Annotated in this window: 21 protein-coding genes; all 21 read left to right on the top strand. The window is 42.7% G+C overall.

Going from position 1 to position 24,616, the window contains the following annotated elements:
• Positions 1–169 precede the first annotated feature (169 nt).
• The 21 genes from IGK14_RS07355 (at position 170) to IGK14_RS07455 (ending at position 24,558) form a co-directional block, all read left to right on the top strand.
• Positions 170–1,636: an alpha-amylase gene (locus IGK14_RS07355; protein WP_010748180.1), complete on the top strand. Its 1,467-nt coding sequence runs from the start codon at positions 170–172 to the stop codon at positions 1,634–1,636.
• Between the two features lie 212 nt (positions 1,637–1,848).
• Positions 1,849–4,092, top strand: coding sequence for a DNA helicase PcrA (pcrA, locus tag IGK14_RS07360; RefSeq protein WP_010748181.1), 2,244 nt, complete (start codon positions 1,849–1,851; stop codon positions 4,090–4,092).
• Positions 4,093–4,105: 13 nt separating this feature from the next.
• Complete coding sequence (gene ligA / locus IGK14_RS07365) at positions 4,106–6,136, top strand: NAD-dependent DNA ligase LigA (RefSeq protein ID WP_438711951.1); 2,031 nt, start codon at positions 4,106–4,108, stop codon at positions 6,134–6,136.
• Between the two features lie 215 nt (positions 6,137–6,351).
• Positions 6,352–6,657, top strand: coding sequence for an Asp-tRNA(Asn)/Glu-tRNA(Gln) amidotransferase subunit GatC (gatC, locus tag IGK14_RS07370; RefSeq protein ID WP_010748183.1), 306 nt, complete (start codon positions 6,352–6,354; stop codon positions 6,655–6,657).
• The gene (gene gatA / locus IGK14_RS07375; protein ID WP_010748184.1) at positions 6,657–8,129 is read left to right on the top strand and encodes an Asp-tRNA(Asn)/Glu-tRNA(Gln) amidotransferase subunit GatA; all 1,473 of its coding nucleotides are present in this window, start codon (positions 6,657–6,659) and stop codon (positions 8,127–8,129) included. The genes gatC and gatA overlap by 1 nt, the downstream gene beginning before the upstream one ends.
• Positions 8,126–9,556: an Asp-tRNA(Asn)/Glu-tRNA(Gln) amidotransferase subunit GatB gene (gene gatB, locus IGK14_RS07380; protein WP_005225979.1), complete on the top strand. Its 1,431-nt coding sequence runs from the start codon at positions 8,126–8,128 to the stop codon at positions 9,554–9,556. Before gatA ends, gatB begins: the two co-directional genes overlap by 4 nt.
• A gap of 10 nt (positions 9,557–9,566) precedes the next feature.
• On the top strand, positions 9,567–10,601 hold the full coding sequence (locus tag IGK14_RS07385; RefSeq protein ID WP_438711953.1) for a diacylglycerol kinase: 1,035 nt from the start codon (positions 9,567–9,569) through the stop codon (positions 10,599–10,601).
• 370 nt (positions 10,602–10,971) lie between these two features.
• Positions 10,972–11,271 (top strand): YlaN family protein, encoded by a 300-nt coding sequence (locus IGK14_RS07390; RefSeq protein WP_010748186.1) that lies wholly within the window; start codon positions 10,972–10,974, stop codon positions 11,269–11,271.
• A 2-nt stretch (positions 11,272–11,273) separates the two neighbouring features.
• Positions 11,274–12,437 carry an FtsW/RodA/SpoVE family cell cycle protein gene (locus tag IGK14_RS07395; RefSeq protein WP_005225982.1) on the top strand — a complete coding sequence of 388 codons (1,164 nt, stop codon included), beginning with the start codon at positions 11,274–11,276 and terminating at the stop codon, positions 12,435–12,437.
• Between the two features lie 22 nt (positions 12,438–12,459).
• Entirely contained in the window at positions 12,460–15,888 is a 3,429-nt protein-coding gene (locus tag IGK14_RS07400) for a pyruvate carboxylase (RefSeq protein WP_010748188.1), read from the top strand.
• A gap of 15 nt (positions 15,889–15,903) precedes the next feature.
• The gene (locus IGK14_RS07405) at positions 15,904–17,034 is read left to right on the top strand and encodes a CAP-associated domain-containing protein (RefSeq protein ID WP_010748189.1); all 1,131 of its coding nucleotides are present in this window, start codon (positions 15,904–15,906) and stop codon (positions 17,032–17,034) included.
• Positions 17,021–17,449, top strand: a complete 429-nt coding sequence (locus tag IGK14_RS07410; RefSeq protein WP_005225985.1) for a YlbF family regulator — start codon at positions 17,021–17,023, stop codon at positions 17,447–17,449. Before IGK14_RS07405 ends, IGK14_RS07410 begins: the two co-directional genes overlap by 14 nt.
• The gene (locus IGK14_RS07415; RefSeq protein WP_005225986.1) at positions 17,436–17,780 is read left to right on the top strand and encodes a YlbG family protein; all 345 of its coding nucleotides are present in this window, start codon (positions 17,436–17,438) and stop codon (positions 17,778–17,780) included. The genes IGK14_RS07410 and IGK14_RS07415 overlap by 14 nt, the downstream gene beginning before the upstream one ends.
• A 100-nt stretch (positions 17,781–17,880) precedes the next feature.
• Positions 17,881–18,435: a 16S rRNA (guanine(966)-N(2))-methyltransferase RsmD gene (gene rsmD, locus IGK14_RS07420; RefSeq protein ID WP_010748190.1), complete on the top strand. Its 555-nt coding sequence runs from the start codon at positions 17,881–17,883 to the stop codon at positions 18,433–18,435.
• 1 nt (position 18,436) lies between these two features.
• The gene (gene coaD / locus IGK14_RS07425) at positions 18,437–18,931 is read left to right on the top strand and encodes a pantetheine-phosphate adenylyltransferase (protein WP_005231326.1); all 495 of its coding nucleotides are present in this window, start codon (positions 18,437–18,439) and stop codon (positions 18,929–18,931) included.
• Positions 18,921–19,973 carry a SepM family pheromone-processing serine protease gene (locus tag IGK14_RS07430; protein ID WP_010748191.1) on the top strand — a complete coding sequence of 351 codons (1,053 nt, stop codon included), beginning with the start codon at positions 18,921–18,923 and terminating at the stop codon, positions 19,971–19,973. The genes coaD and IGK14_RS07430 overlap by 11 nt, the downstream gene beginning before the upstream one ends.
• Positions 19,974–20,065: 92 nt before the next feature.
• Positions 20,066–20,479, top strand: a complete 414-nt coding sequence (locus IGK14_RS07435) for a DUF1149 family protein (RefSeq protein WP_005225990.1) — start codon at positions 20,066–20,068, stop codon at positions 20,477–20,479.
• A gap of 22 nt (positions 20,480–20,501) precedes the next feature.
• Positions 20,502–20,873 carry a VOC family protein gene (locus IGK14_RS07440; RefSeq protein WP_005225991.1) on the top strand — a complete coding sequence of 124 codons (372 nt, stop codon included), beginning with the start codon at positions 20,502–20,504 and terminating at the stop codon, positions 20,871–20,873.
• A gap of 165 nt (positions 20,874–21,038) precedes the next feature.
• Positions 21,039–21,773 (top strand): metallophosphoesterase family protein, encoded by a 735-nt coding sequence (locus IGK14_RS07445; RefSeq protein WP_010748192.1) that lies wholly within the window; start codon positions 21,039–21,041, stop codon positions 21,771–21,773.
• A gap of 137 nt (positions 21,774–21,910) precedes the next feature.
• Entirely contained in the window at positions 21,911–24,097 is a 2,187-nt protein-coding gene (locus IGK14_RS07450) for a Tex family protein (RefSeq protein ID WP_010748193.1), read from the top strand.
• Entirely contained in the window at positions 24,094–24,558 is a 465-nt protein-coding gene (locus IGK14_RS07455; protein WP_010748194.1) for a SprT family protein, read from the top strand. Before IGK14_RS07450 ends, IGK14_RS07455 begins: the two co-directional genes overlap by 4 nt.
• Positions 24,559–24,616 lie beyond the last annotated feature (58 nt).

The following is a 24,616-nucleotide window of genomic DNA, read 5'->3' on the forward strand; positions in this document are numbered from 1 at the left end:
TTCGTTCAAAATCAATCATAAACAGTAAAAAACATTCAAAATGAAAGCGTGAATAAATGGAATCGGTCATAAACGGTCATGATAACCGTCATTTTGATTTAATAGCTATCCTTATATTTGACAATTTTTACTATTATTTGGCTTAATTGAAGTAAGGGGGGATAAATAAATGAATAACAAAGTCATTTTACAAGGGTTCGAATGGGACCTGCCGGCAGATAGCCAGCACTGGAACAAATTGAAAGAAATGAGTAAAGAAATCAAAGAGTATGGATTTACCGCAATTTGGCTGCCGCCTGCCTATAAAGGGACAGCTGGGTCCGAAGACGTTGGGTATGGTGTCTATGATTATTATGATCTAGGCGAATTCGATCAAAAGGGGTCAGTGCCAACAAAATATGGGACAAAGGATGAATACCTCGAAGCCATCAAAGCACTGCAAGAACAAGGAATAGAGGTTTATGCCGACATCGTTTTCAATCACTTGATTGGTGCCGATGAAAAAGAAGTCGTTCCAGCGGTTAAATACAATACCGAAAACCGTAATGAACCGATCAGTGATGAGGAAGAAATCGAAGCTTGGACCAAGTTCACATTCCCAGGACGTCAGGGGACGTACAATGATTACGTTTGGACGTGGCATAATTTTTCTGGTGTCGATTATGATGATCGCAACAAAGACCACGGGATTTTTAACTTCGCTGATAAGGGCTGGGAAAACCAAGTGGATGATGAGATGGGCAATTACGACTATTTAATGGGCTGTGATTTGGACATGGAAAATCCCGAAACAGTGGGACAACTCAATAAATGGGGCCAATGGTACCAAGAACTGACCGGCGTTGACGGGTATCGACTAGATGCGGTCAAACACATTGAGTTCAACTATTATGCGGATTGGATCTTAAACCGACGTGAGGAAAAAGGCAAACCACTATTTGTTGTCGGAGAATATTGGTCAGGGGATCTGCCAAAATTAGAAGAGTATTTAGATTCTTCAGGAAATTTGATTTATTTATTTGATGTGCCATTGCACTACAATTTATATGAAGCATCTCACTCAAATGGCGAATACGATATGAGCCAAATTTTTGCAGGGACGTTGACCGCCGCTCGCGAAGATTATGCAGTGACTTTTGTGGATAATCATGACACGCAGGTTGGGCAAAGTTTACAATCTTGGATAGACGGATGGTTCAAAGTCCATGCCTATTCATTGATCCTTTTACGTAAAGCTGGCGTACCAGTAGTTTTCTGGGGGGATTTATTTGGGATTCCCGCGCAAGAAATCGCCCCTGTCGGGGATGCACTGGTCCATATGCTGAAACTTCGGGAGAAGCTTGCATTCGGGAATCAAGTCGATTATTTCGATGATCCTAATTGCATTGGCTGGGTATTAACTGGCGATTATGAACATGAGCTTTCTGGATTAGCGGTCGTGATGACCAATGCCCAAGGAGCGGAAAAAGAAATGACTATCAGTGCGATCCATGGTGGAGAGACATTCGTGGATATATTAAAGAATAATGAAGCGAAAGTTGTTTTAGATGATACCGGAAAAGGTGTTTTCCCGGTCAATGATGGGCAAGTCTCGATTTATGTAAATGAAAAACTAGTGGAGAAGTACTTTAGTTAACCAAAATCTTCAAACGAATAAAAAGGCTGGTAGGTTTACAGCCTTTTTATTATGTAAACAAATCAAGCCTGCTTTCTCTTGAAAAAATCGCATGAATCGTAAGGGAAAAAATCAAAGCGCTTTTAATTAAAAGTTTTCAAAGCGTTCGGTTTTCCCCTTTCCCGGATAATGCTATAATTGAGAAGATTGAGAAAGAAAGGATGTTTAAAATCATGTCATCCAAAAGTGAATTACTTGAACGCATGAATCCACGGCAAAAAGAAGCCGTTATGCATACGGAAGGACCGTTGCTGCTGATGGCAGGGGCAGGAAGCGGGAAGACCCGTGTCCTAACCCACCGAATCGCTTATTTAATAGAAGAAAAAAATGTAAATCCATGGAATATTTTAGCCATCACATTTACCAATAAAGCGGCACGTGAAATGAAAGAACGGGTCAGTCAACTATTAGGATCGGGTGGTGAAGACGTTTGGGTTTCAACCTTCCACTCGATGTGTGTCAGAATCTTGCGCAGGGATGTTGATCGTATCGGTTATTCAAAGAATTTTACCATCATTGACTCTTCTGAGCAAAATACCCTGATGAAACGGGTATTAAAAGAATTGAATATCGATCCCAAAAAATATGATCCTCGTTCTATTTTGGGAACGATCTCTCATGCCAAGAACGAGCTGTTGACACCTGAAGCTTACCAAGCCATGGAAGGTAGTCTATTTGAGCAGATCGTAGGTCGTTGCTATGAAAAATATCAAAAAGAGTTGCGCAACAATCAATGCATGGACTTTGATGATTTAATCATGAATACGATCCGCCTCTTCCAAGACAATGAAGATGCGCTGCAATTTTATCAACGGAAATTCCACTATATCCATGTCGATGAATACCAAGATACCAACCACGCCCAATACACGCTGGTCAATTTATTGGCCGCTCGTTTTCGAAATCTTTGTGTTGTTGGAGATGCGGACCAAAGTATTTATGGTTGGCGTGGTGCCAACATGCAAAATATTTTAGACTTTGAAAAGGACTATCCAGATGCCGCAACGATTTTGTTAGAGCAAAACTATCGTTCAACGCAAACGATTTTAAATGCGGCAAACCAAGTAATCAAAAATAACCGCAACCGTCCAGATAAAAATCTGTGGACAGAAAATCGTGATGGGGAAAAGATCACTTATTATCGCGGGGATAGTGAACGAGATGAAGCGCGATTTATCGTCAGTGAAATGCAGAAACAAATTGCAGAAAAGAACCGTAAATTCGGTGATTTTGCGATATTGTATCGGACCAATGCCCAGTCACGGATCATTGAAGAAATGCTTTTAAAAGCCAACGTTCCTTATACGATGGTCGGCGGCAGAAAATTCTATGACCGCAAAGAAATCCGTGATATTTTGGCATATTTATCGGCGATCGCCAATCCGCGAGATTCCATCAGCTTGGAACGAATCATCAATGTACCAAAACGTGGGATCGGTGCGACATCCGTCGAGAAACTACGAGCGTTTGCGAATCTTCATGAATGGTCATTGTTAGAAGCAGCCATGAACGTCGAGTTAGCGAATATTTCTGGAAAGGCTGGCAAAGAATTAGGAAGCTTTGGGATGATGATGGATGGCTTCGCCCAGATGGTTCCTTACCTATCAGTAACCGAACTGACGAAAGAAATATTAGAAAAAACGGGTTATCGTCAAGAGTTAGTCAACCAGAATAATTTAGAAGCACAAGCTAGACTTGAAAACTTGGAAGAATTTTTATCGGTTACCCAAGAATTCGACAAACGATTTGAGGCGCAAAACGAAGACGATGCAGATGCACCAGATGAGAAGTTGAGTGTTTTCTTAAATGACTTAGCTTTATTGTCAGACGTCGATAGTTATGAAGAAGAAAGTAGTCAAGTGACTTTGATGACCTTACATGCTGCAAAAGGACTAGAGTTTCCAGTGGTATTTTTGATTGGGTTGGAAGAAAATATCTTCCCGCTTTCTCGTGCCTTAATGGAAGAAAGCGAGCTCGAAGAAGAACGGCGCCTTGCTTACGTGGGAATCACTCGTGCCGAGGAAGAGCTCTTTATGACCAACGCTTTTTCCAGAACATTATACGGTCGGACCCAATACAATCGTCCGTCTCGGTTTATCGAAGAGATCGAACAAGATCTGCTGCAATCATTAGGCGAGCGTTCACAGCCGAAAGCTGCTGCACCGTTTCAACCAAAAGTGTTCAAACCGAGCTATACACAACCGCGTCAAACGACCGTCGCTTCTAAACAACAGACTTCTGCAGCTGGTAATACATGGCAAGTAGGCGAGAAAGTACAACATAAAAAATGGGGAATCGGTACGGTCGTTCGGACGACTGGCAGCGCGCAAGATGTTGAATTAGATGTGGCGTTCCCACAACAAGGCGTCAAACGATTGTTGGCGGCCTTTGCGCCGATTGAAAAAGTTGAAAAATAAGGAGGATATTAGGATGGATGTCCCTTTAAAAGAAATCCAATCACGAGCAGAAGAGCTGCGCACACAATTAAATCAGTATGCTTACGAATACTATGTAAAAGATCAGCCTTCCGTGGAAGATTATCTCTATGATCAGCTGTATGCAGAACTGGTTGAAATTGAAACCAATTATCCGCAGCTAGTAACCGAAGACTCACCCACCCAACGAGTAGGCGGTATCATTTTACCTGGCTTTGAAAAGGTCACGCATGATATTCCGCTGTATAGCCTGAATGATGTCTTTGACAAAGAAGGAATCGTGGCTTTTGATGCCCGTGTTCAAAAAGCACTGGGGAAAGCGGTAGATTATGTCTGCGAGTTAAAGATCGATGGATTGTCAATTTCCTTGAAATATGAAGAAGGGCGCTTTGTTCGGGGAGCAACTCGAGGAGATGGTACGGTAGGTGAAAACATTACAGAAAACCTAAAGACCGTCAAATCGATTCCACTGAAATTAGAAGAACCGATCTCGTTGGAAGTTCGCGGCGAATGCTATATGCCAAAGGCTTCGTTTTTGAAATTGAATCAACAGCGAGAAGAAGAAGGGGCGGAAGTTTTTGCCAATCCTAGAAACGCAGCGGCTGGAAGCTTGCGACAATTAGACACACGGATCGCAGCCCAAAGAAACTTAAGCACCTTCTTGTACACACTAGCTGACTTTGGACCAATTGAAGCCAATGATCAATTTTCAGCATTGAATGAACTGGATCAATTAGGCTTTCGTACAAATCACGAACGCAGAGTGTGTCACACCATCGATGAGGTTTGGGCATATATCGAAGAGTTTCATGACAAGCGCAGTGAGCTTCCCTATGAGATTGACGGCGTAGTCATCAAAGTCAATAATTTCAAAGATCAAGATGCGCTAGGCTTTACCGTAAAAGCACCCCGATGGGCGGCGGCATATAAGTTTCCACCGGAAGAAGCGGAAACAGTGATCGAAACGATCGAATGGACCGTGGGACGGACGGGTGTTGTGACACCGACCGCTGTTATGACCCCTGTTCGTGTTGCTGGAACGACGGTCAGCCGTGCCAGTCTCCATAATGTAGATTTCATTAAAATGAAAGACATCCGCATTGGCGATTCGGTCATCATCTATAAGGCGGGGGACATTATTCCAGAGGTTGCGAAAGTCTTGGAAGAAAAACGAACAGAAGCAAGTCAACCCTTTGAATCGCCTACACATTGTCCCGAATGTGGGAGTGAGCTGATCCATTTAGATGAAGAAGTTGCCTTGCGTTGTATCAATCCAAAGTGTCCAGCACAGATCAAAGAAGGACTCAGCCATTTCGTTTCACGGAATGCTATGAACATTGACGGTTTAGGGCCCCGTGTTTTAGAGCAAATGTTCGATAAATCCTTAGTTAAAGATGTGGCCGACTTGTACTTTTTAACAGAAGAACAATTGTTGACCCTTGATAAAATCAAAGAGAAATCAGCCAATAACCTGTTGCGGGCGATTCATCAAAGTAAAGGAAATTCGGTTGAACGTTTGATTTTTGGGCTAGGCATCCGTCATGTCGGTGCGAAAGCGGCTCGGATTTTAGCAGAACATTTCGGTGATCTGCGGGCGCTCAGCAAAGCCAAGGAAGAAGAAATCATTTCGCTAGAAGCTATCGGCGCAACGATTGCTGAAAGTGTCGTTACGTATTTTGACAATCAAGAAGTTCACGACCTGTTAGATGAACTTGAAAGAGCGGGTGTCAACTTTGCTTATTTGGGGCTTAGAAATGAACAGTTGGAAGACGTCGAATCACCATTTAAAGAGAAAACCGTCGTTTTAACAGGAAAATTAAGTCACTTCACTCGTGAAGAAGCCAAGGAACGAATTGAAAATCTCGGTGGGAAGGTAACAGGGAGTGTATCGAAAAAGACCGATATCGTTGTTGCTGGGGAAGAGGCAGGCAGCAAACTGACCAAAGCACAATCCCTAGGTGTCACCGTTTGGGATGAAGCTCAAATGGTGGCTGCGATCGAAGGCAGTCATTCGGCAGATCAATAACCTTTAAGCATTGTCACAGACGAGAAGCAGTTGTTTTTTCTTGTCTAATTGAAATCATTTCTTCCCTGCACTACGAGGAAAGAAATGATTTCTGCTTTTATTTGCAATTATATTTGATAATTTTCAAATTCTATTTCATGATTTGTTAAAAAAATGATACAATACATTGGAAAAACGTAAACATAGATTACGGATACGAGAAAGAGGAGGATTTTATGGCGATCAGCGAAGAACAAGTCAAACACGTTGCCAAACTAGCAAAACTTTCATTCTCAGACAATGAATTACATGAGTTTACCTCTCAGCTAGGGAAAATTATTGATATGGTTGAAACACTTGAAGAAGTGGACACCACAGGAGTACCATTCACATCGAATGTCGCAGAAACGATCAACGTGATGCGTGAAGATGTAACGACCGGCGGCTGGGACCGTGATGAATTAATGAAAAATGTTCCAGAATCCGAAGAAGGCTTTATCAAAGTGCCTGCAATCATTGATAATGGGGAGGCGGGTGCCTAATGACTGAATTATATAAAAAAAGCTTAGAAGAATTACACAGCTTATTAGTGTCAAAGGAAATTACTGCGACAGACTTAACGAGCGAAACCTTTGCTCGCATTAAAGAAACAGAGCCGAAAGTCGATGCGTTTCTAGCGTTGAATGAAGAAAAAGCGCAGGAATTGGCACAAGCCATCGATCAAAAAGGCATCACTGAAAGCAATGTGTTGGCGGGAATTCCAATCGGAATCAAAGACAACATCGTTACCAAAGATTTGCGGACAACAGCTGCTTCAAAAATCTTAGGTAATTTTGATCCAATTTACGATGCGACCGTTATGGACAAAGTTTACCAAGCAGACATGATTCCAGTTGGTAAGTTAAATATGGATGAATTTGCCATGGGCGCAAGTACCGAAACATCGTTCTTTAAGAAAACGAAAAACGCTTGGGACGAAACAAAAGTACCTGGTGGTTCATCTGGTGGCTCGGCAGCTGCCGTTGCAGCTGGACAAGTCCCCCTATCATTAGGTAGCGATACGGGTGGTTCGATTCGTCAACCAGCAGCTTTCAATGGGATCGTCGGGATGAAGCCAACCTACGGACGGGTTTCTCGTTTTGGTCTGATCGCGTTTGCATCATCTTTAGATCAAATTGGTCCGATGACGCGTGGTGTGAAAGACAATGCCTTTGCACTAAATGCCATCAGTGGGTTTGATGCGAAAGATAGTACGTCAGCAGGCGCTGCTGTCCCTGATTTTACAGCAGGTTTGACGGGTGATATCAAAGGAATGAAAGTCGCTTTGCCTAAAGAATACTTAGGTGAAGGGATCCAAGCAGGCGTTCGAGAAGCAATCTTAAAAGCAGCGGACACTTTCCGTGCGTTAGGAGCGACTGTGGAAGAAGTCAGCTTGCCACACTCAAAATACGGGGTAGCCGTTTACTATATCATCGCTTCTTCTGAAGCAAGTTCTAATTTGCAACGTTTTGACGGTATTCGTTATGGTTTCCGTTCAGAAAATGTCAGCAATCTAGAAGATGTCTATGTCAATTCTCGCAGTGAAGGATTCGGGGAAGAAGTAAAACGCCGGATCATGTTAGGTACGTTTTCACTAAGTGCTGGCTACTACGATGCCTACTTCAAAAAAGCCGGTCAAGTACGGACGTTGATCAAACAAGATTTCGATAAGGTCTTCAGCCAATACGACTTGATCATTGGCCCAGCATCACCAACGGTAGCATTTGGTATTGGAGAAAACATCAATGATCCGATCACCATGTACTTGAATGATATTTTAACCATTCCTGTCAACTTAGCAGGACTGCCTGGGATGTCGATCCCAGCAGGTTTTTCTGAAGGACTGCCAGTCGGCTTGCAGATCATTGGGAAACATTTTGATGAAGCAACCATGTATAAAGCGGCTTATGCCTTTGAACAAGCAACTGATTTCCACACGAAAAAACCAGTGATTTTAGGAGGGGATAAGGCATGAACTTCGAAACAGTCATTGGGCTTGAAGTCCACGTAGAATTAAAAACAGAATCAAAGATTTTTTCTCCAGCACCTGCTCACTTTGGCGCTGAACCAAATAGCAACACGAATGTGATCGACTGGGGCTATCCAGGTGTTTTACCAGTAATGAACAAAGCGGCTATCGAATTTGGGATGAAAGCTGCGCTCGCGCTGAATTGTGAAATCTCAAAAGAAACGCATTTCGACCGCAAAAACTATTTCTATCCCGACAATCCAAAAGCCTATCAAATTTCGCAATTCGATCAACCGATCGGTCATGATGGGTGGATCGAGATCGAAGTGGAAGGCAAAAAGAAAAAGATTCGCATCGAGCGAGTTCATTTGGAAGAAGATGCTGGGAAAAACATGCACGGCAAAGGCGGTTATTCTTATGTTGATCTAAATCGTCAAGGAACCCCTTTGATCGAGATCGTTTCCGAAGCGGATATGCGTTCACCAGAAGAAGCATATGCGTATCTAGAAGCGTTGCGTTCAATCATCTTGTTTACAGAAGTATCCGATGTGAAGATGGAAGAAGGTTCCATGCGTTGTGATGCGAATATTTCGTTGCGACCTTACGGCCAAGAACAATTCGGAACAAAAACAGAACTGAAAAACTTAAACTCTATGTCCTTCGTGAAAAAAGGGTTGGCATTTGAAGAAAAACGCCAAGCCAAAGTATTGCTTTCTGGAGGCGAGATCCAACAAGAAACTCGTCGTTTTGATGAAGCGACCAGCAAAACCTTATTGATGCGTGTCAAAGAAGGTTCTTCTGATTATCGTTACTTCCCAGAACCAGATATCCCACGGTTTGTGATCGATGATGAATGGATCGAACGTGTACGTCAAAGCTTGCCAGAAATGCCGCAAAAACGTCGTGCCCGTTACATCTCTGAATTGGGCTTACCAGAATATGATGCAATGGTCTTGACTTTATCGAAAGAAATGTCCGATTTCTTTGAAAAAACCATCGATGCTGGTGCTGATCCTAAACAAGCTTCTAACTGGTTGATGGGTGAAGTTTCAGCGTATCTGAACAGCGAGAAATTGGAACTGCCAGAAACGAAATTAACCCCAGACAATTTAGCGGGAATGATTCGTTTGATCGCCGATGGCACGATCAGTTCGAAGATTGCGAAAAAAGTCTTCAAAGAGTTGATCACAAACGGCGGCGACGCTGAAGAAGTCGTAAAAGCCAAAGGATTGATCCAATTATCAGATCCTGCGCAATTACTACCAATGATCAATGAAGTATTAGATAACAACCAACAATCCGTCGATGACTTCAAAAACGGAAAAGACCGCGCAGTCGGTTTCTTAGTTGGTCAAATCATGAAAGCAACCAAAGGACAAGCGAATCCAGGCGTTGTGAACAAGCTGTTGCAAGAAGAACTAGCAAAGCGATAAGAGGCAAGCGATGAAAAGAGCAAGAGTAATCTACAACCCGACATCTGGGAAAGAATTGATTCGAAAAAACTTAGCAGATATTTTAGATGTTTTGGAAACTGGCGGTTATGAGGCGAGTGCATTTGCCACGACCGCTGCGCCATTTTCCGCTCGTGATGAAGCAAGAAGAGCCGGCGAAGCTGGTTTTGATTTGGTGGTAGCTGCCGGTGGGGATGGCACGATCAATGAAGTCGTCAATGGGATCGCTCCTTTAGAAAAGCGACCAAAAATGGCGATCATTCCTGGAGGCACGACCAATGACTACGCACGAGCACTAAAAATTCCCCGTACGGATATCAAAGCAGCTGCGGAAGTGATTTTGAAGCAGCAGACAGTGAAAATGGATGTCGGAAAAACACCTAACACGTATTTTATCAACATTGCTGCTGGTGGGCACTTAACGGAATTGACCTACGATGTTCCTTCTGAACTTAAAAGTGTTTTTGGCTACTTAGCTTATCTAGCAAAAGGAGCGGAATTACTCCCTCGTGTCAAACCAATCAAAATGCATCTAAAGTATGAAGACGGAGAATACATTGGCGGAGCGTCGATGTTCTTTTTAGGGCTGACGAATTCAGTGGGGGGCTTTGAACAGATTGCGCCTGATGCAAAGCTTGACGATGGGAAATTTTCGTTGATCATTGTCAAAACGGCCAATATTTTTGAGATCGTCCACTTAGTCGCTTTAATGATGAATGGTGGAAAACACATCAACGATCGTCGTCTGATTTATACGAAAACATCTTTTCTTGAAGTAGACGCACCAGAACAGGTCAATCGTTTAATGATCAACCTTGATGGCGAATACGGCGGAGATGCTCCTATGCGCTTTGAAAACCTACACAATCATATTGAGTTTTTTGCAAATGTCGATCAAATCCCTGACGATGCGGTCGTTGGTGAGCAAAATTATCAAGAGATGAGCGAAGGTTTTATTAAAGAAGTCGAACGTCTTTCCGATGAGGACATCAATGGGGAGGGCAAGATCGGCGACGAAACAAAGTAAACGATTTTTCTTTTCATGCGAGTTGAAAGAACAGGGACTTTTGGACCTGTTCTTTTTTTAAAACGTAATTGTGGAAAAGCAGACACCGATTTTTTTTCGAATACTTGATAGAATAGCTTTTCTTAAATTTTAGTAAAGGACGTTTTTTATAAAGTGTTTCACGATTTGCCTTTGTTTCACGAGATCGGGCGCGGATCATATAAATAAAACGAATAAAATTTCCAAAACACGAATGATAATCATCAAAAAGCGAACTTTTCGAATATATGCTCATTAAAGTTCGTTATTTCCGTATTTCTATCCAATCTATGGATGCAAAAGCGAATAAGAATATGCTATAATGGTGAAACGAAGAAATGGGGGGACCGGAATGGAGCAAATCGATTCTACAAAAGCGCTTGATCTGCTGAGAGATGACGCAGAACGAATCAAAAAGCTGATCCGAAACCAAGAAAATAGTTTATGTATCGCACAATGCAAAGCATTTGAAGAAGTGGTTGATACCCAGATGTATGGTCTATCACGACAAGTGGCATTTGCGATCCGCTTGGGGATCGTTGATAATCAAACAGGGCAGCAATTGATGGCGGATCTTGAAAAAGATTTGAACCAATTGTATAGCGAGGTCTACGAGGACCAGCGGACACCTGACATTGGCAAGGAGGCATAAACTTGCCAGAGAAAGTAAAGAAAAGACATTTATTAGATTATAGTATTTTATTACCATATATTGTTATGTGTGTCACGGGCTTGATGATGGTTTATAGTTCCACATCTTATGTTGCGATGACCGCCACACAACCGACGACAGCTGCTTCTTACGTCATCAATCAAACATTATTTTGGTTGGTGAGCCTAATAGCGATCACTGTCATGTATAAAATGAAAACGGATGTTTTTCGGAACAAAAAATTTGTCCAGATCGCCATGATCGTCATCTTGTTCTTATTGATCGCTGCCTTCTTTTTCCCAAGAAGAAATGGGGCACTCGGTTGGTTATCGATTGCTGGCTTTTCCATTCAACCAGCAGAGTATTTAAAGTTTATTGTGATTTGGTTTTTATCGGTGACGCTATCTTATCGTCAAAAAGGTATCCAACAAGAATTTTGGAAAACGGTTTGGCGTCCAATCGGAATCGTTTTTGTCTACACCGGGATCATGGCACTTTATCCCGACTTAGGGAATGCTGTAATCGTTATGTTGCTGGCATTTGTCGTGTTATTGTCTAGCGGATTGAATTACCTGTATACCTTAATATTAGGTGTGGCAGGTATTATCGGTAGTATGTTGATCGTCTTGTTTGTGAATCTAACCGGTGGTAAGCTTTTACCCGACTATGTCTATAGTCGCTTTTCATCTTTTTTGAACCCGTTTGCTGATGAATACAATACAGGTCATCAAATGGTTAATGGGTATTACGCAATGTTCAACGGTGGGCTGTTCGGGCGCGGGCTTGGAAATAGTATCCAAAAACGTGGCTTTTTAAACGAAGCGCACACCGATTATATATTTTCGATCGTTATGGAAGAATTAGGGCTGATCCCATCGATCATCATTTTAGGTGTTTTGTTCTATATGGTGGGACGAATCTTTCTTGTCGGTATCCGTTCAAGAGATCCCTTTAATTCCATGATGTGCATAGGTATAGGGACATTATTTATGTCTCAGATTTTTATCAACTTAGGTGGAATCACTGGTTTGATCCCATTGACGGGAATCACTTTCCCATTTCTAAGTCAAGGTGGATCAAGCTTGCTGATGCTATCGATTTGTATCGGTTTTGTGTTAAATATCAGTGCCGAAGAAAAGAGGAAACAGGTTTATTTGAATTATTGATCAATTGAATGGAGTGGATTAGATGAAGAAAATTCTTGTTGCCAATCGTGGAGAAATCGCGATCCGTGTCTTCCGCGCATGTGCGGAACTTGGGATCAAAACTGTCGGAATTTATGCTGCGGAGGATGAATACTCCGTCCATCGCTTTAAAGCAGACGAAGCGTATTTAGTAGGGAAAGGCAAACGTCCGATCGATGCGTATTTAGACATTGAAGATATCATTCGCACGGCGAAAAAGGCCGGTGCCGAAGGAATCCATCCTGGATACGGCTTTTTATCAGAAAATCTGGGATTTGCTCAACGCTGTGAAGAAGAAGGTTTGATTTTCATCGGACCATCCACCCATCATTTAGATATTTTTGGCGACAAGATCAAAGCAAAAGCAGCAGCGATCGAGGCCGGAATTCAATCAATTCCTGGCTCTGACGGTCCAGTTGCATCGATCGATGACGTTTTAGCTTTTGCAAACGAACATGATTATCCAATCATGATCAAAGCAGCCCTTGGGGGCGGTGGGCGAGGCATGCGTGTCGCTCATGATGAAAAAGAAGCAAGAGACGGCTACGAACGTGCCAAAAGTGAAGCCAAAGCGGCATTTGGTAGTGATGAAGTCTACGTTGAAAAATACATTAGTAATCCAAAACATATTGAAGTCCAAATTTTAGGAGATACGCACGGAAACGTCGTTCACTTATTTGAACGTGATTGCTCGGTTCAGCGCCGCCACCAAAAAGTAGTCGAGGTGGCACCTTGTGTGTCAATGACTGATGAACAACGGGAAAAAATATGCCAAGCAGCCGTTCAGCTAATGAAGCATGTCGGGTATATCAATGCTGGAACCGTGGAATTTTTAGTAGAGGGCGACAAATTCTACTTTATCGAAGTAAACCCACGGGTCCAAGTGGAACATACGATCACTGAAATGATCACCAATTTAGACATCGTGACGACGCAAATTTTGATTGCACAAGGCAAAGACTTGCATAAAGAAATCGGGATTCCTGAACAAAAAGACATTCGTTTTGAGGGTGTTGCGATCCAATGTCGTGTGACGACAGAAGATCCAGCGAATAATTTTATGCCAGATACTGGTAAGATTGATACCTACCGCTCTCCGGGTGGATTTGGGGTTCGTTTAGATGTCGGAAATGCTTATGCCGGTGCGGTGGTAACCCCTTATTTCGACTCGCTGCTTGTAAAAGTCTGTACGCATGCTGCTTCGTTCGACCAAGCAATTCAAAAAATGATGCGCTGTTTGAAAGAATTCCGTGTACGTGGGGTAAAAACAAATATTCTTTTCATGCGAAATGTCGTTTCTCATCCAGCGTTTCGTTCTGGTCAAGCCAAAACGACTTTTATAGACAATACGCCAGAACTATTCAATTTCCCTCGGATTCGTGACCGTGGAAACAAAACCATGAAGTATATCGGTGAAATCACGATCAATGGATTCCCGGGAATCGAAAAACAAAAGAAACCTTTCTACAATGAACCACGGATGCCACAACACATCCAAGCAACGCCTGATTTTGTCAGCGCCAAAAATATTTTAGATACGAAAGGTGCCGAGGGTGTCGTTGAATGGATCGGTCAACAAAAGAATGTCTTACTGACGGATACAACCTTCCGAGATGCCCATCAAAGTTTGTTGGCAACTCGTGTAAGAACCCATGACTTTAAGAAAATTGCCGCGATGACGGAAGCTGGCCTACCACAATTGTTCTCAAGTGAAATGTGGGGTGGGGCAACCTTTGACGTTGCGTACCGTTTCTTAACAGAAGATCCATGGGAAAGATTGCGGATGTTCAGGAAAAAAATGCCGAATACACTCTTACAAATGTTGTTTAGAGGCTCCAACGCTGTCGGGTATTCCAATTATCCAGACAATGTTTTGGAAGAATTCATCAAAGAATCTGCGGCACAAGGAATCGATGTATTCCGAATCTTTGATAGTTTGAACTGGGTCCCACAAATGGAGAAAAGTATCCAAGCTGTTCGTGATACGGGGAAAATTGCAGAAGCGACGATTTGTTATACAGGGGATATCAATGATCCATCCCGCCAAAAATATTCGGTGCAATATTACAAAGATATGGCAAAAGAATTGCAAAATCTTGGTGCCCATATTATTGCGATCAAGGATATGGCTGGATTATTAAAACCGCAAGCGGCTTATCGTTTGATCAGTGAGTTAAAAGATACGATCGATGTACCGATCCATCTGCACACGCATGATACCAGCGGGAATGGGATTATCACTTACTCAGCAGCTACCAAAGCTGGCGTTGATATCGTGGATGTCGCTATGTCAGCTATCAGTGGCGCAACGAGTCAGCCAAGTATGAGTAGTTTGTATTATGCTCTTTTAAACGGCGAGCGTTGCCCAGAGATCAATGTGGATAATATCCAACAATTGAATCACTATTGGGAAGATGTCCGCATGTACTATCATTCCTTTGAAAATGGCTTGAACGCCCCTCAAACGGAAGTGTACAAGCATGAGATGCCAGGAGGACAATATACCAATCTCCAGCAACAAGCCAAAGCCGTTGGTTTAGGCGAAAAATGGGATGAAATCAAAGAAATGTATCATGAAGTCAATATGATGTTTGGAGACATCGTGAAAGTGACACCTTCTTCGAAAGTCGTGGGCGATATGGCGCTCTTCATGGTACAAAATGGCTTATCAGAAAAAGATATTTTTGAAAAAGGCGATACATTGAGTTTCCCAGAATCAGTGATCACCTTCTTCCAAGGCGAGTTAGGTCAGCCAGTCGGTGGTTTCCCGAAAGAATTGCAACGCATTATCTTAAAAGGACGCCCAGCCTTTACGGAACGTCCAGGAGCCTTTGCCAAACCAGTTGATTTTGCCGAAGTGAAACAAGAACTAGCTGAAAAAATCGGCTATGAACCAAAACACGAAGAAGTCTTGAGCTACTTGATGTATCCGCAAGTCTTCCTTGATTATCGAAAAGCGTATGAGCAGTTTGCCGATGTAAAAGTCCTTGATACACCAACCTTCTTTAATGGTATGCGCTTAGGCGAAACGATCAATGTCGAATTAGAAAAAGGCAAAATTTTGATCATTCGTCTCGATGAAATCGGTGAACCAGATATCGAAGGCAATCGGACCCTCTTCTTTAACTTGAACGGTCAACGACGAGAAATCGTTGTGAAAGATAGTTCGATCATCAGTTCTGTTCAAACAAAACGCAAAGCAGAGCCAACGAACAAAGAACAAATCGGTGCCTCCATGAGTGGTTCAGTTTTAGAAGTATTAGTCAAAAAAGGTGATCGAGTGGCACGTGGACAGACGTTGATGGTCACTGAAGCGATGAAGATGGAAACTTCCGTCGAAGCTCGCTTCTCTGGTGTAGTTGAGCATGTTTACGTAACCGATGGGGAACCAATCCAGTCAGGAGACCTTCTGATTGAAGTCAAAGAAAAATAAGGAGTCGATCAGCAGATGAAGCGAAGGGGATTATTATTTTGCGGCTTATTTGTCCTAGCCCTGATAATCGTGTATTTGCAGCCAGTATTCATGCAAAACGCTTCAGATTCAAGAATGACGATCGAGAACCCAATCAAAGCACCAACGACCATGAATTATGAACCAATCGCAGCCCAAGGATTAGCTGAATTGATTGGGGAGCCTGTTTCTGATTTTGAAGAAATCTACGGGCTTCCAGTTCAAACGTATCGCTCGGGCTACGAGTTTGAAATTCGGGTCTACAATCAATTAGACGATCAGCAATATGTTGAGATCAATACAGATGGTGAGAGTGTGCAGGCAATCAAAGTGATCGGCGCCGGGGGATCTTCCCTAGCGCCCTTTGCAATGGGCATGACCTTGACTGACTTGACTGAGCTGACCATGATTTATCCAAATTTTACCTTGACACAAAATGATCGCACCATCAGTTTTGAGTTGATGGAAGAAGATATGAACTACCGACCCTTAGTAGCGTTTGATAATGGGACATTTGCTGTTTTATTCTTTGATCAAGAAACGGCTCAACTGCAGGCGATCACTTATTTGGATCAGACGACCCTGCTTAAGTTAGCACCCTATCCCTTGACAGAAGGAGAACGACCGCTGTTTCAAGTTTCGCAAACGATTGACCAAACACAAGCTGATCTTGAAAAAGAGACGTTAGCCTTTGTCATTATTGATAAGCTTCGTAATCAAATCGGTTTGGAAAGCTTTGTACAAGATACCCAGACGCATCAAGATGCGGTCGGACTTTTAGCGGATTTGACGAATAATCTATCGGATCATTTGACCTCTCAACGCATCCATTCCTATCAACGTGCTCTTTCTTCGGAAAAAACGAGTAATTTTGTTTTGACGAACGATGAGTGGCAGGAGTTATTAGCAGCGAAGGAGTTAGAGGCTTCTGCTTCGATTTTTGAAGCGCCTGTCTATGATCCAACCTTTACTATTTTATCTTGGTTCAGTAACCCAAGATTTACTGAACGTTTGACCCATGAACAATCAGAAAAGATAGGAATTGCTTTTTCTGAAGCAAATATGGTAGTCTTAGTGCAAGAAGATGTAGAAGGGACCGAGGATAGTACATCAGATGATTTACGATGAAGCCTTTTTCGAGATTGAAGATCAAATCGATTCACTTGTAACGGCAATCAAAGCGAGTGAAACGTGTAGAAACTATCAAATAGCGAAACAAACCATGCATCAAGATCCTGTTGCTCAGGAATTGATGCGAACGTTTTTAGAAAAAAAGCTGGATTTTGAAAGAATTGAAGCGTACGGCGCATATGCCCCTGATTTCAAAGAGAAAAAGCGTGCGATGCGCACAGCTAAGCGACAGCTGGATCTCAATGAGCAAGTGAGCGAGTACCGCTGGAGTGAAACGCAGCTGCAGCGTTTGCTGGATGAACTGACCGTAGCGATTTCTACGTGTTTTTCACCAACTGTCAAAGTGGATGCTGGAAGTCCTTTTTTTCAATCAAAATCAAGTTGTGGAGGAAATTGTCATGCACGAGGATAAAACGCCTTTTACGATGCAGAAGCGTCGAGGATTGATCGTATGGGTCTACAGCCTACGTCAACTAAAAAATTTGCGTCGTTTTGGCTTCGTTCATTATGTGTCACGCAAAATGAAATACGTGGTCATGTATTTGAACGAAGAAGAATACGAAAGCAAAAAAACAAAAATCGAGCAGTTTCACTTTGTTCGACAAGTTGAAGCTTCCTATCGACCAGATGTCGAAATGGATTTTGCTGAAAAAATTGGTACATCAGCAGCCTATCCAGTGAAAGATGAAGGGTTTGATATCGAAGAAAAAAATACGATGATTCGATTGGCAGAAAACGTGTAATAGAAAAGTGGGGGTGCCTTGAGTCACCGCCATTTTTTTATTGCTATTTATAGAAACAGTGCTATATTTGTATTTACGAAGATCTTGGAGGGAAAAACGCATGCGTGTAGTAGCCGGAGAATATGGTGGCCGCAGATTAAAAAGTCTTGCTGGAGATAACACTCGCCCCACGACAGACAAAGTAAAAGGGGCGATCTTTAACATGTTAGGGCAATATTTAGATGGAGGAGTTGTACTGGATCTGTTTAGTGGGAGCGGGGGCTTAGCGATCGAAGCGGTCTCTCGTGGTGCGGAGCATGCCGTTTGTGTCGACCGTAGTTTTCCAGCTATCAAAGTGATCCGTGAAAATATTGCAATAACCAAAGAACCAGAAAAGTTCACGGTACTAAAAATGGATGCCAATCAAGCCTTACGCCAGTTTGCAGCTGAGGGACAAAGCTTTGACTATCTAATTTTAGATCCACCTTACGCAAAGCAAGAGATCCTGCAACAGCTAGAAGCTATGCTGAAGGATGAATTGATTCGTCCGTTTGCTTATGTGGTTTGCGAAACAGATAAGTCCATCGTCTTGCCAGAAAAGATTGGTTCTTTGCATTTGATGCGCGCCCAAACCTATGGCATATCTGCGGTGACGATCTATAGAAATGAGGGATAACATGAAAAAGATTGCTTTATTTCCAGGAAGTTTTGATCCGCTGACGTCAGGTCATGTGGATCTGATTGAGCGAGGCGCAACGCTTTTTGATGAACTGATCGTGGGTGTTTTTACAAATACCAATAAAAAAAGTTTTTTTACAAGTGAAGAAAAAGTTCATCTAATTGAAGAAGCCCTCGCTCATATTCCAAACGTCAAGATTCTGGCGCAAGAAACGGAGCTGACGGTCACGATCGCGAAAAAACTAGGCGCCCAGTTTCTGCTTAGAGGCATTCGCAGTGTGAAAGATTATGAGTATGAGCGGGACATCATGGAAATGAATCATCACTTAGAACCTTCCCTGGAGACCGTCTTTCTTTTAGCAGATGCAAAGCATAGTTTCATCAGCTCCAGTTTGTTGAAAGAAATCTTAACCTTTAACGGCGATGTGGCGGAATATTTACCACAAAATATCTACGATGCTATAGTAAAGAAGCGTGATACCAATGAATCTTAAATCAACGATCAAATATGTTCTCCTGTTTGTTTTAGCGCTGATCATCGCAGCCTGTGCCTTTTTGCCGATTCCTTATTATATCGAGCAACCCGGTGCAACGATCGATTTAAAAGAATTGATTACCGTCAATCAAAAAGAAGACACCTCAGCTGGCTCCTTTTCTTTAACCAGTGTCGGGATTCGACAGGCTACCGTGTTTACGGCGATTGGAACAAAATTCAATGAATTTCAAGACTTGATCAGTGAGGAAGAACTTTTAGGCGGTGCGACAGATGAGGAGTACAATCGCATCCAGCGCTATTATATGGAATCCTCGCAAAATAGTGCGATTGAGCAAGCATTAAAGCTGGCAGACTTGCCTTATGAAATGACCTATAAAGGGGTCTATGTCATGGGGATCGATCCAAATTCCAGTTTTGCGGGGAAAATATCCGTGGGAGATACCGTCACCGCTGTCAATGGCAAAGAATTTAAAAGTAGCCAAGACTTTATCGACTATGTACAAAGTCAAACCATTGGTGATGAGATCACCGTGACTTACTTGCAAGATGGCGAAGAAAAAGAAGCAAAAGGCAAATTAATTGAACTGGAAAGCAATCAAAAAGCCGGGATCGGTATCTCACTCGTCGATCATACAGAGATCACTTCTGATGAAGAGATCGTGATCGATTCTGGCAATATCGGTGGGCCTTCAGCTGGGTTGATGTTCACCCTTGAAATCTATGAACAGCTAACTGGAGATAACTTGCGTAAAGGCCATAATATTGCTGGAACCGGAACGATCTCAGCTGATGAGACGGTTGGTCGAATCGGTGGGATTGACAAAAAAGTAGCGAGTGCCAGCGAAAGTGGTGCAGAAATCTTTTTTGCTCCGGACGATGAAATCACTGATGAAGAGCGTGAAATAGATCCTTCCATTAAAACGAATTACGAAGAGGCAGTGGCAGCAGCGAAGAAGTTAGACACAGACATGAAAATCGTTCCGATCGCCAATGTTCAAGATGCATTGGACTACCTAGCAACACTAAAAGAAGCAAATTAAAACGGCACTTGCCGTTTTTTTTATTGTCTAAAGAATACAGTAGGCTCAAAGAAAAGGTTATGCTATACTTTTAGATAAGGAGTGTGAATCTAGTGGAATTAAAAAGACAACAACCGATCGTTGAAGCATATCATTTTGATATGAAACCGAAAGACAAAGAAATGGAAACAAAATTGAATGTCGGCTTTGCGCCGTTAAAAGTCAAAGATGAAGAATATATGGAAAAAAACAGTATTATTGGTGCCCGCTTAGAATTCCAATTGGTGTTCCCTGATTACGTTTTGTCAGGACGTGTCGGACAAGTCAATCATATTTTGAATCGCAAAGTCAATTCTGGAGAGGATTTGACGAAAGCCGAAACTGATCGCTTGGTTGAGCCCTTGTTTGATATCGTCAAACGCTTGACTTATGAAGTGACAGAGATCGTGACCGACAAACCAGGTTTACAATTGAACTTTAATACCAATTCGAACGCTGCGCAAGAAGCGAAGGAAGCAGACGAATAACGAGAAATAGGAGGGATGCCCATTGTTTTCCAATCAAATGCAAGTGATGCTATACGTTGACGATGTGACGAAAGCAGTTGAGTTTTGGCAAGAACTAGGGTTTGTGATCATTGAACAACAAACCGTTGATGGAACATCCGTCGTTGAAATCGCGCCATCAAAAGAGGCGGAGGCACATTTTGTCTTATATGACCGTGAGTTTATCGAAACACATTCACCTGAAGTCGCTTTGAATTCCCCATCGATCATGTTTTTTGCAGAAGATATTACGACACTTTATAAGAAGCTTTTAGAGATGGAAGCAGAAGTGGGTGAATTGATTCAGATGGAAGAACAACTGGTTTTCAATTTTGCCGATCCGGATGGCAATTATTTTGCTGTTTCAGGAAAATAGCTTTTGTCGATCGTAACCAATCATTCGTCCTTTTGAACCCGACTTTATGTTGTCGTACTGTTCAGGACGAATGGTTGGTTTTTTCGTTTTATTGCAAGACATTTTACAGGCAAAGGTCTAAAATTGATAACAAGAGAATCAATTGCCTTTAAGGAGGAAATGACTATGCAAAACTATCTATATGCAATCAGTGATATTCATGGAATGGCCGATCTGTTTAAAAAACTTCTTACCGATTATGACCCTAAGCTCCATCAGCTGCTTATGATTGGAGACTTAAATGATCGGGGGCCGAAGTCAAAAGAGTGTTTTTTTCTGGGAAAAAAGTTAGTCGAAGAATACCAAGCGATTTATTTACGCGGCAATCACGAGGAGTATTTTCTGCAATTTCTAAATGCCCCTGAGGATTGGTTTGCCGCTTACGTACGCAATGGCGGCAAAGAAACGATTGAAAGTCTTTTGCATACAGGCGCTACTGAGGAGTATTCGCCGACGGAAATCGCCTTAATGATCCGCAGTAGCTATCGAGACTTAATAGAGTTTTTGATGGAGCGACCGCTTTATTACGAATGGGGAAAGTATCTCTTTGTTCATGCGGGCGTGGATTTAAGTAAAAAAGATTGGCGTAAGACCGCCGACCATGATTTTATCTGGATTCGCGAGCCGTTTCATAAAGGGAAAAACCGTACAGGAAAAACGATCGTTTTTGGCCATACCATCACGCCCATGCTGCATGGAGATATGCAGACGACGGATCTTTGGCAACAAGACGACAAAATCGGCATCGATGGCGGGGCAGTATTTGGTGGATCGGTGCATGGCGTGATTTTTGATGACAAAGGGATCGTTCAGGACATCGAATACCAAAATTTAGCAGGTCCTTGGCAACCAGACTTTTAAAAGTCTTTTTGAGAAAAGACAAAAGCAGCCATAACAAGAGCCGCGAAAGCAACGTTGTTTTCGTGCAATCTTGTTCGCTCAATGGCTGTCTTTTTTATGTTAAAATAGCAAAAGCAACAAAGGAAAGGTGAGAACAAATGGCAGAAATGAATCAAGAGGTACTTGATTTAGTAAAACAAGAATTAACCGCTTTTACCCAAAAACAAATCAGTACGGTGTTGCAGTTATTGCAAGAAGGAAATACCGTCCCCTTTATTGCCCGCTACCGTAAAGAAATGACGAATGGACTTGACGAAGTTCAGATTCGAGAAATAGAAGAGCGATACCAGTACTTAGAAAACTTAGAGAAACGCAAGCAAGAGGTTTTGCGTTTGATAGAAGAACAAGAAAAGCTAACGCCTGAACTATCACAGGCGATTTTAGCTGCGACAAAAATGCAGGCCGTCGAAGACCTGTATCGTCCTTATAAACAAAAACGACGCACCAAAGCGACGATCGCCAAAGAGAACGGCTTGGAACCATTTGCTCAGTGGCTGTTAAGCTTCCCAAAAGCAGGTGACGTTCAAGAAAAAGCGGCCGAATTTATCAGTGATGCTGTTCCTACTGTAGAAGATGCCTTAGCAGGCGCGCACGAGATCATTGCAGAAGGCGTTGGTGATACTGCAGAGTTTCGTAGTTGGATCCGCAGCTATTACACAAACAAAGGACTGTATCAAAGCACGGTCAAAAATGCTGAAAAAGATGAAAAAGGCGTTTATGAAATGTATTACGATTTCCAGCATCCTATCAATAAGATGGTATCCCACCGAATTTTAGCCACTAATCGTGGGGAACAAGAAAACATCTTGAAGGTCGCCCTTGTGGCAGATGAAGAAAAAATCATGGATTACCTACGTCGCAAATTGATCACGAATAGGGATTCACCCGCAGCCGGTTTTGTTGAAGCTGCAGCTGCTGATGCGCTGAAACGGTTTATTTCACCAGCCATCGAACGAGAGATCCGCAATGAATTGACAGAAAAAGCTGACGAACAAGCAATTGCGATTTTTGGAGAAAATCTTCGCAATCTGTTGCTGCAGCCGCCATTGAAGGGCAAAGTCGTTTTAGGTTTTGATCCAGCGTATCGTACAGGCTGTAAACTAGCCGTCATTGATGAGACTGGAAAAGTACTAGCGATCGAAGTGATCTATCCTCATAAACCAGCGCCTATGAATAAGCGAGAAGCTGCCGGACCAGTGTTTCGTCGCTTATTACAAACCTATAAAGTCGAGATGGTCACAATCGGTAATGGGACTGCGAGTCGGGAATCAGAGCAATTCGTCGCTGAACAATTAAAATTGATCGATCAAGAAGTATATTATGTGATCGTGAATGAGGCAGGCGCTTCTGTTTATTCTGCCAGTCCGATCGCTCGTCAAGAATTCCCTGATCTGCAAGTGGAAGAACGCAGCGCCATCAGTATTGGTCGCCGTCTGCAAGATCCCTTGGCAGAATTAGTCAAAATTGATCCACAATCCGTGGGCGTCGGACAATACCAGCATGACGTTTCGCAAAAACGCCTCGCTGAACAATTGGATTTTGTTGTTGAGACTGTTGTCAACCAAGTTGGCGTTGACGTCAATACCGCAAGTGCGGCACTCTTGCAGCATGTAGCTGGTTTAAATAAAACCACTGCTCAAAATATCGTGACTTATCGAGAAGAAAATGGTGTATTTACGCAGCGGAATCAACTGAAAAAAGTCCCTCGCTTAGGTCCAAAAGCTTATGAACAGGCGATCGGCTTTATGCGGATACCTGGCGGAAAAGTCATTTTGGACAATACCGGGATCCATCCAGAAAGTTATGACACTGCCAAAGAAATTTTGGCGATCGCGGGTATTCCTTTAGCGGAGCTAGGGAAAGAGCAAATGGAAGAAAATAAAGCGAAACTTGCCCAACTACGCCCAGCGGAGCTTTCCGCAAAATTGTCAGTCGGCAAAGAAACCATCACGGATATCTTAAAGGCGTTAATGCAGCCTGGACGCGATATGCGTGATGAAATGCCAGCCCCATTATTGCGTAAAGATGTGTTGAGTATGGAGGATCTAAAACCGGGAATGGAACTGAAGGGAACGGTTCGAAATGTGATCGACTTTGGTGCTTTCGTTGATATCGGGGTCAAACAAGATGGCCTGGTGCATTTGTCGAAGCTGAGCCGTTCGTTTGTAAAGCATCCGAAAGACGTTGTTTCCGTCGGTGATGTCGTAACCGTTTGGATCGAGCAAGTAGATGTCAAAAAAGGCCGTATCAGTTTAACCATGGTCGATCCGGGAAATGCCAAATGACCCAACAAGAACTGCAGCGGTTGGTGGAAGAGCTGTCGCTGTCTGTTTTCAACAAACCATTCATGCATCGAGCGGTGTTTAATTCTCGCTTAAAAACAACCGGTGGCCGCTACCATCTAAGTGATCACCACTTGGATTTCAATCCAGCGATGCTCACTGAACACGGAATGGAGGTTTTTATCGGCATTATCAAGCATGAATTGTGTCACTATCATTTGCACTTAGCAGGTCTTGGTCACCGTCACCAAGATCCTGCCTTTAAAGCATTGCTGGCAAGAACGGGAGGCTTGCGTTATGCACCTCCTGCCAAAAGGACAGCCAAACATCGCTATCGATGCCAAAATTGCGGCTGCGAGATTCGACGGCAGCGACGTGTGGATATCAAAAAATATGTTTGTGGAAAATGTCGTGGACGTTTGCTAGAAATAGGAAATGATGAGAAAAGTCAAGTCGAAAAATAAAACTCGTTGCTATTTTTTTCATTTTGTATGATAATGTAGGTCGTGTGACAACCTGATA

The organism is Enterococcus sp. DIV0970a, from assembly GCF_051711265.1.
Taxonomy (GTDB): domain Bacteria; phylum Bacillota; class Bacilli; order Lactobacillales; family Enterococcaceae; genus Enterococcus_D; species Enterococcus_D casseliflavus.

Bases quoted from the DNA above. Each gene is read 5' to 3' on its own strand.
- IGK14_RS07355 (WP_010748180.1), top strand. From the start codon at position 170: ATGAATAACAAAGTCATTTTACAAGGGTTCGAATGGGACCTGCCGGCA.
- pcrA (WP_010748181.1), top strand. From the start codon at position 1,849: ATGTCATCCAAAAGTGAATTACTTGAACGCATGAATCCACGGCAAAAA.
- ligA (WP_438711951.1), top strand. From the start codon at position 4,106: ATGGATGTCCCTTTAAAAGAAATCCAATCACGAGCAGAAGAGCTGCGC.
- gatC (WP_010748183.1), top strand. From the start codon at position 6,352: ATGGCGATCAGCGAAGAACAAGTCAAACACGTTGCCAAACTAGCAAAA.
- gatA (WP_010748184.1), top strand. From the start codon at position 6,657: ATGACTGAATTATATAAAAAAAGCTTAGAAGAATTACACAGCTTATTA.
- gatB (WP_005225979.1), top strand. From the start codon at position 8,126: ATGAACTTCGAAACAGTCATTGGGCTTGAAGTCCACGTAGAATTAAAA.
- IGK14_RS07385 (WP_438711953.1), top strand. From the start codon at position 9,567: ATGAAAAGAGCAAGAGTAATCTACAACCCGACATCTGGGAAAGAATTG.
- IGK14_RS07390 (WP_010748186.1), top strand. From the start codon at position 10,972: ATGGAGCAAATCGATTCTACAAAAGCGCTTGATCTGCTGAGAGATGAC.
- IGK14_RS07400 (WP_010748188.1), top strand. From the start codon at position 12,460: ATGAAGAAAATTCTTGTTGCCAATCGTGGAGAAATCGCGATCCGTGTC.
- IGK14_RS07405 (WP_010748189.1), top strand. From the start codon at position 15,904: ATGAAGCGAAGGGGATTATTATTTTGCGGCTTATTTGTCCTAGCCCTG.
- IGK14_RS07410 (WP_005225985.1), top strand. From the start codon at position 17,021: ATGATTTACGATGAAGCCTTTTTCGAGATTGAAGATCAAATCGATTCA.
- IGK14_RS07415 (WP_005225986.1), top strand. From the start codon at position 17,436: ATGCACGAGGATAAAACGCCTTTTACGATGCAGAAGCGTCGAGGATTG.
- rsmD (WP_010748190.1), top strand. From the start codon at position 17,881: ATGCGTGTAGTAGCCGGAGAATATGGTGGCCGCAGATTAAAAAGTCTT.
- coaD (WP_005231326.1), top strand. From the start codon at position 18,437: ATGAAAAAGATTGCTTTATTTCCAGGAAGTTTTGATCCGCTGACGTCA.
- IGK14_RS07430 (WP_010748191.1), top strand. From the start codon at position 18,921: ATGAATCTTAAATCAACGATCAAATATGTTCTCCTGTTTGTTTTAGCG.
- IGK14_RS07445 (WP_010748192.1), top strand. From the start codon at position 21,039: ATGCAAAACTATCTATATGCAATCAGTGATATTCATGGAATGGCCGAT.
- IGK14_RS07450 (WP_010748193.1), top strand. From the start codon at position 21,911: ATGGCAGAAATGAATCAAGAGGTACTTGATTTAGTAAAACAAGAATTA.
- IGK14_RS07455 (WP_010748194.1), top strand. From the start codon at position 24,094: ATGACCCAACAAGAACTGCAGCGGTTGGTGGAAGAGCTGTCGCTGTCT.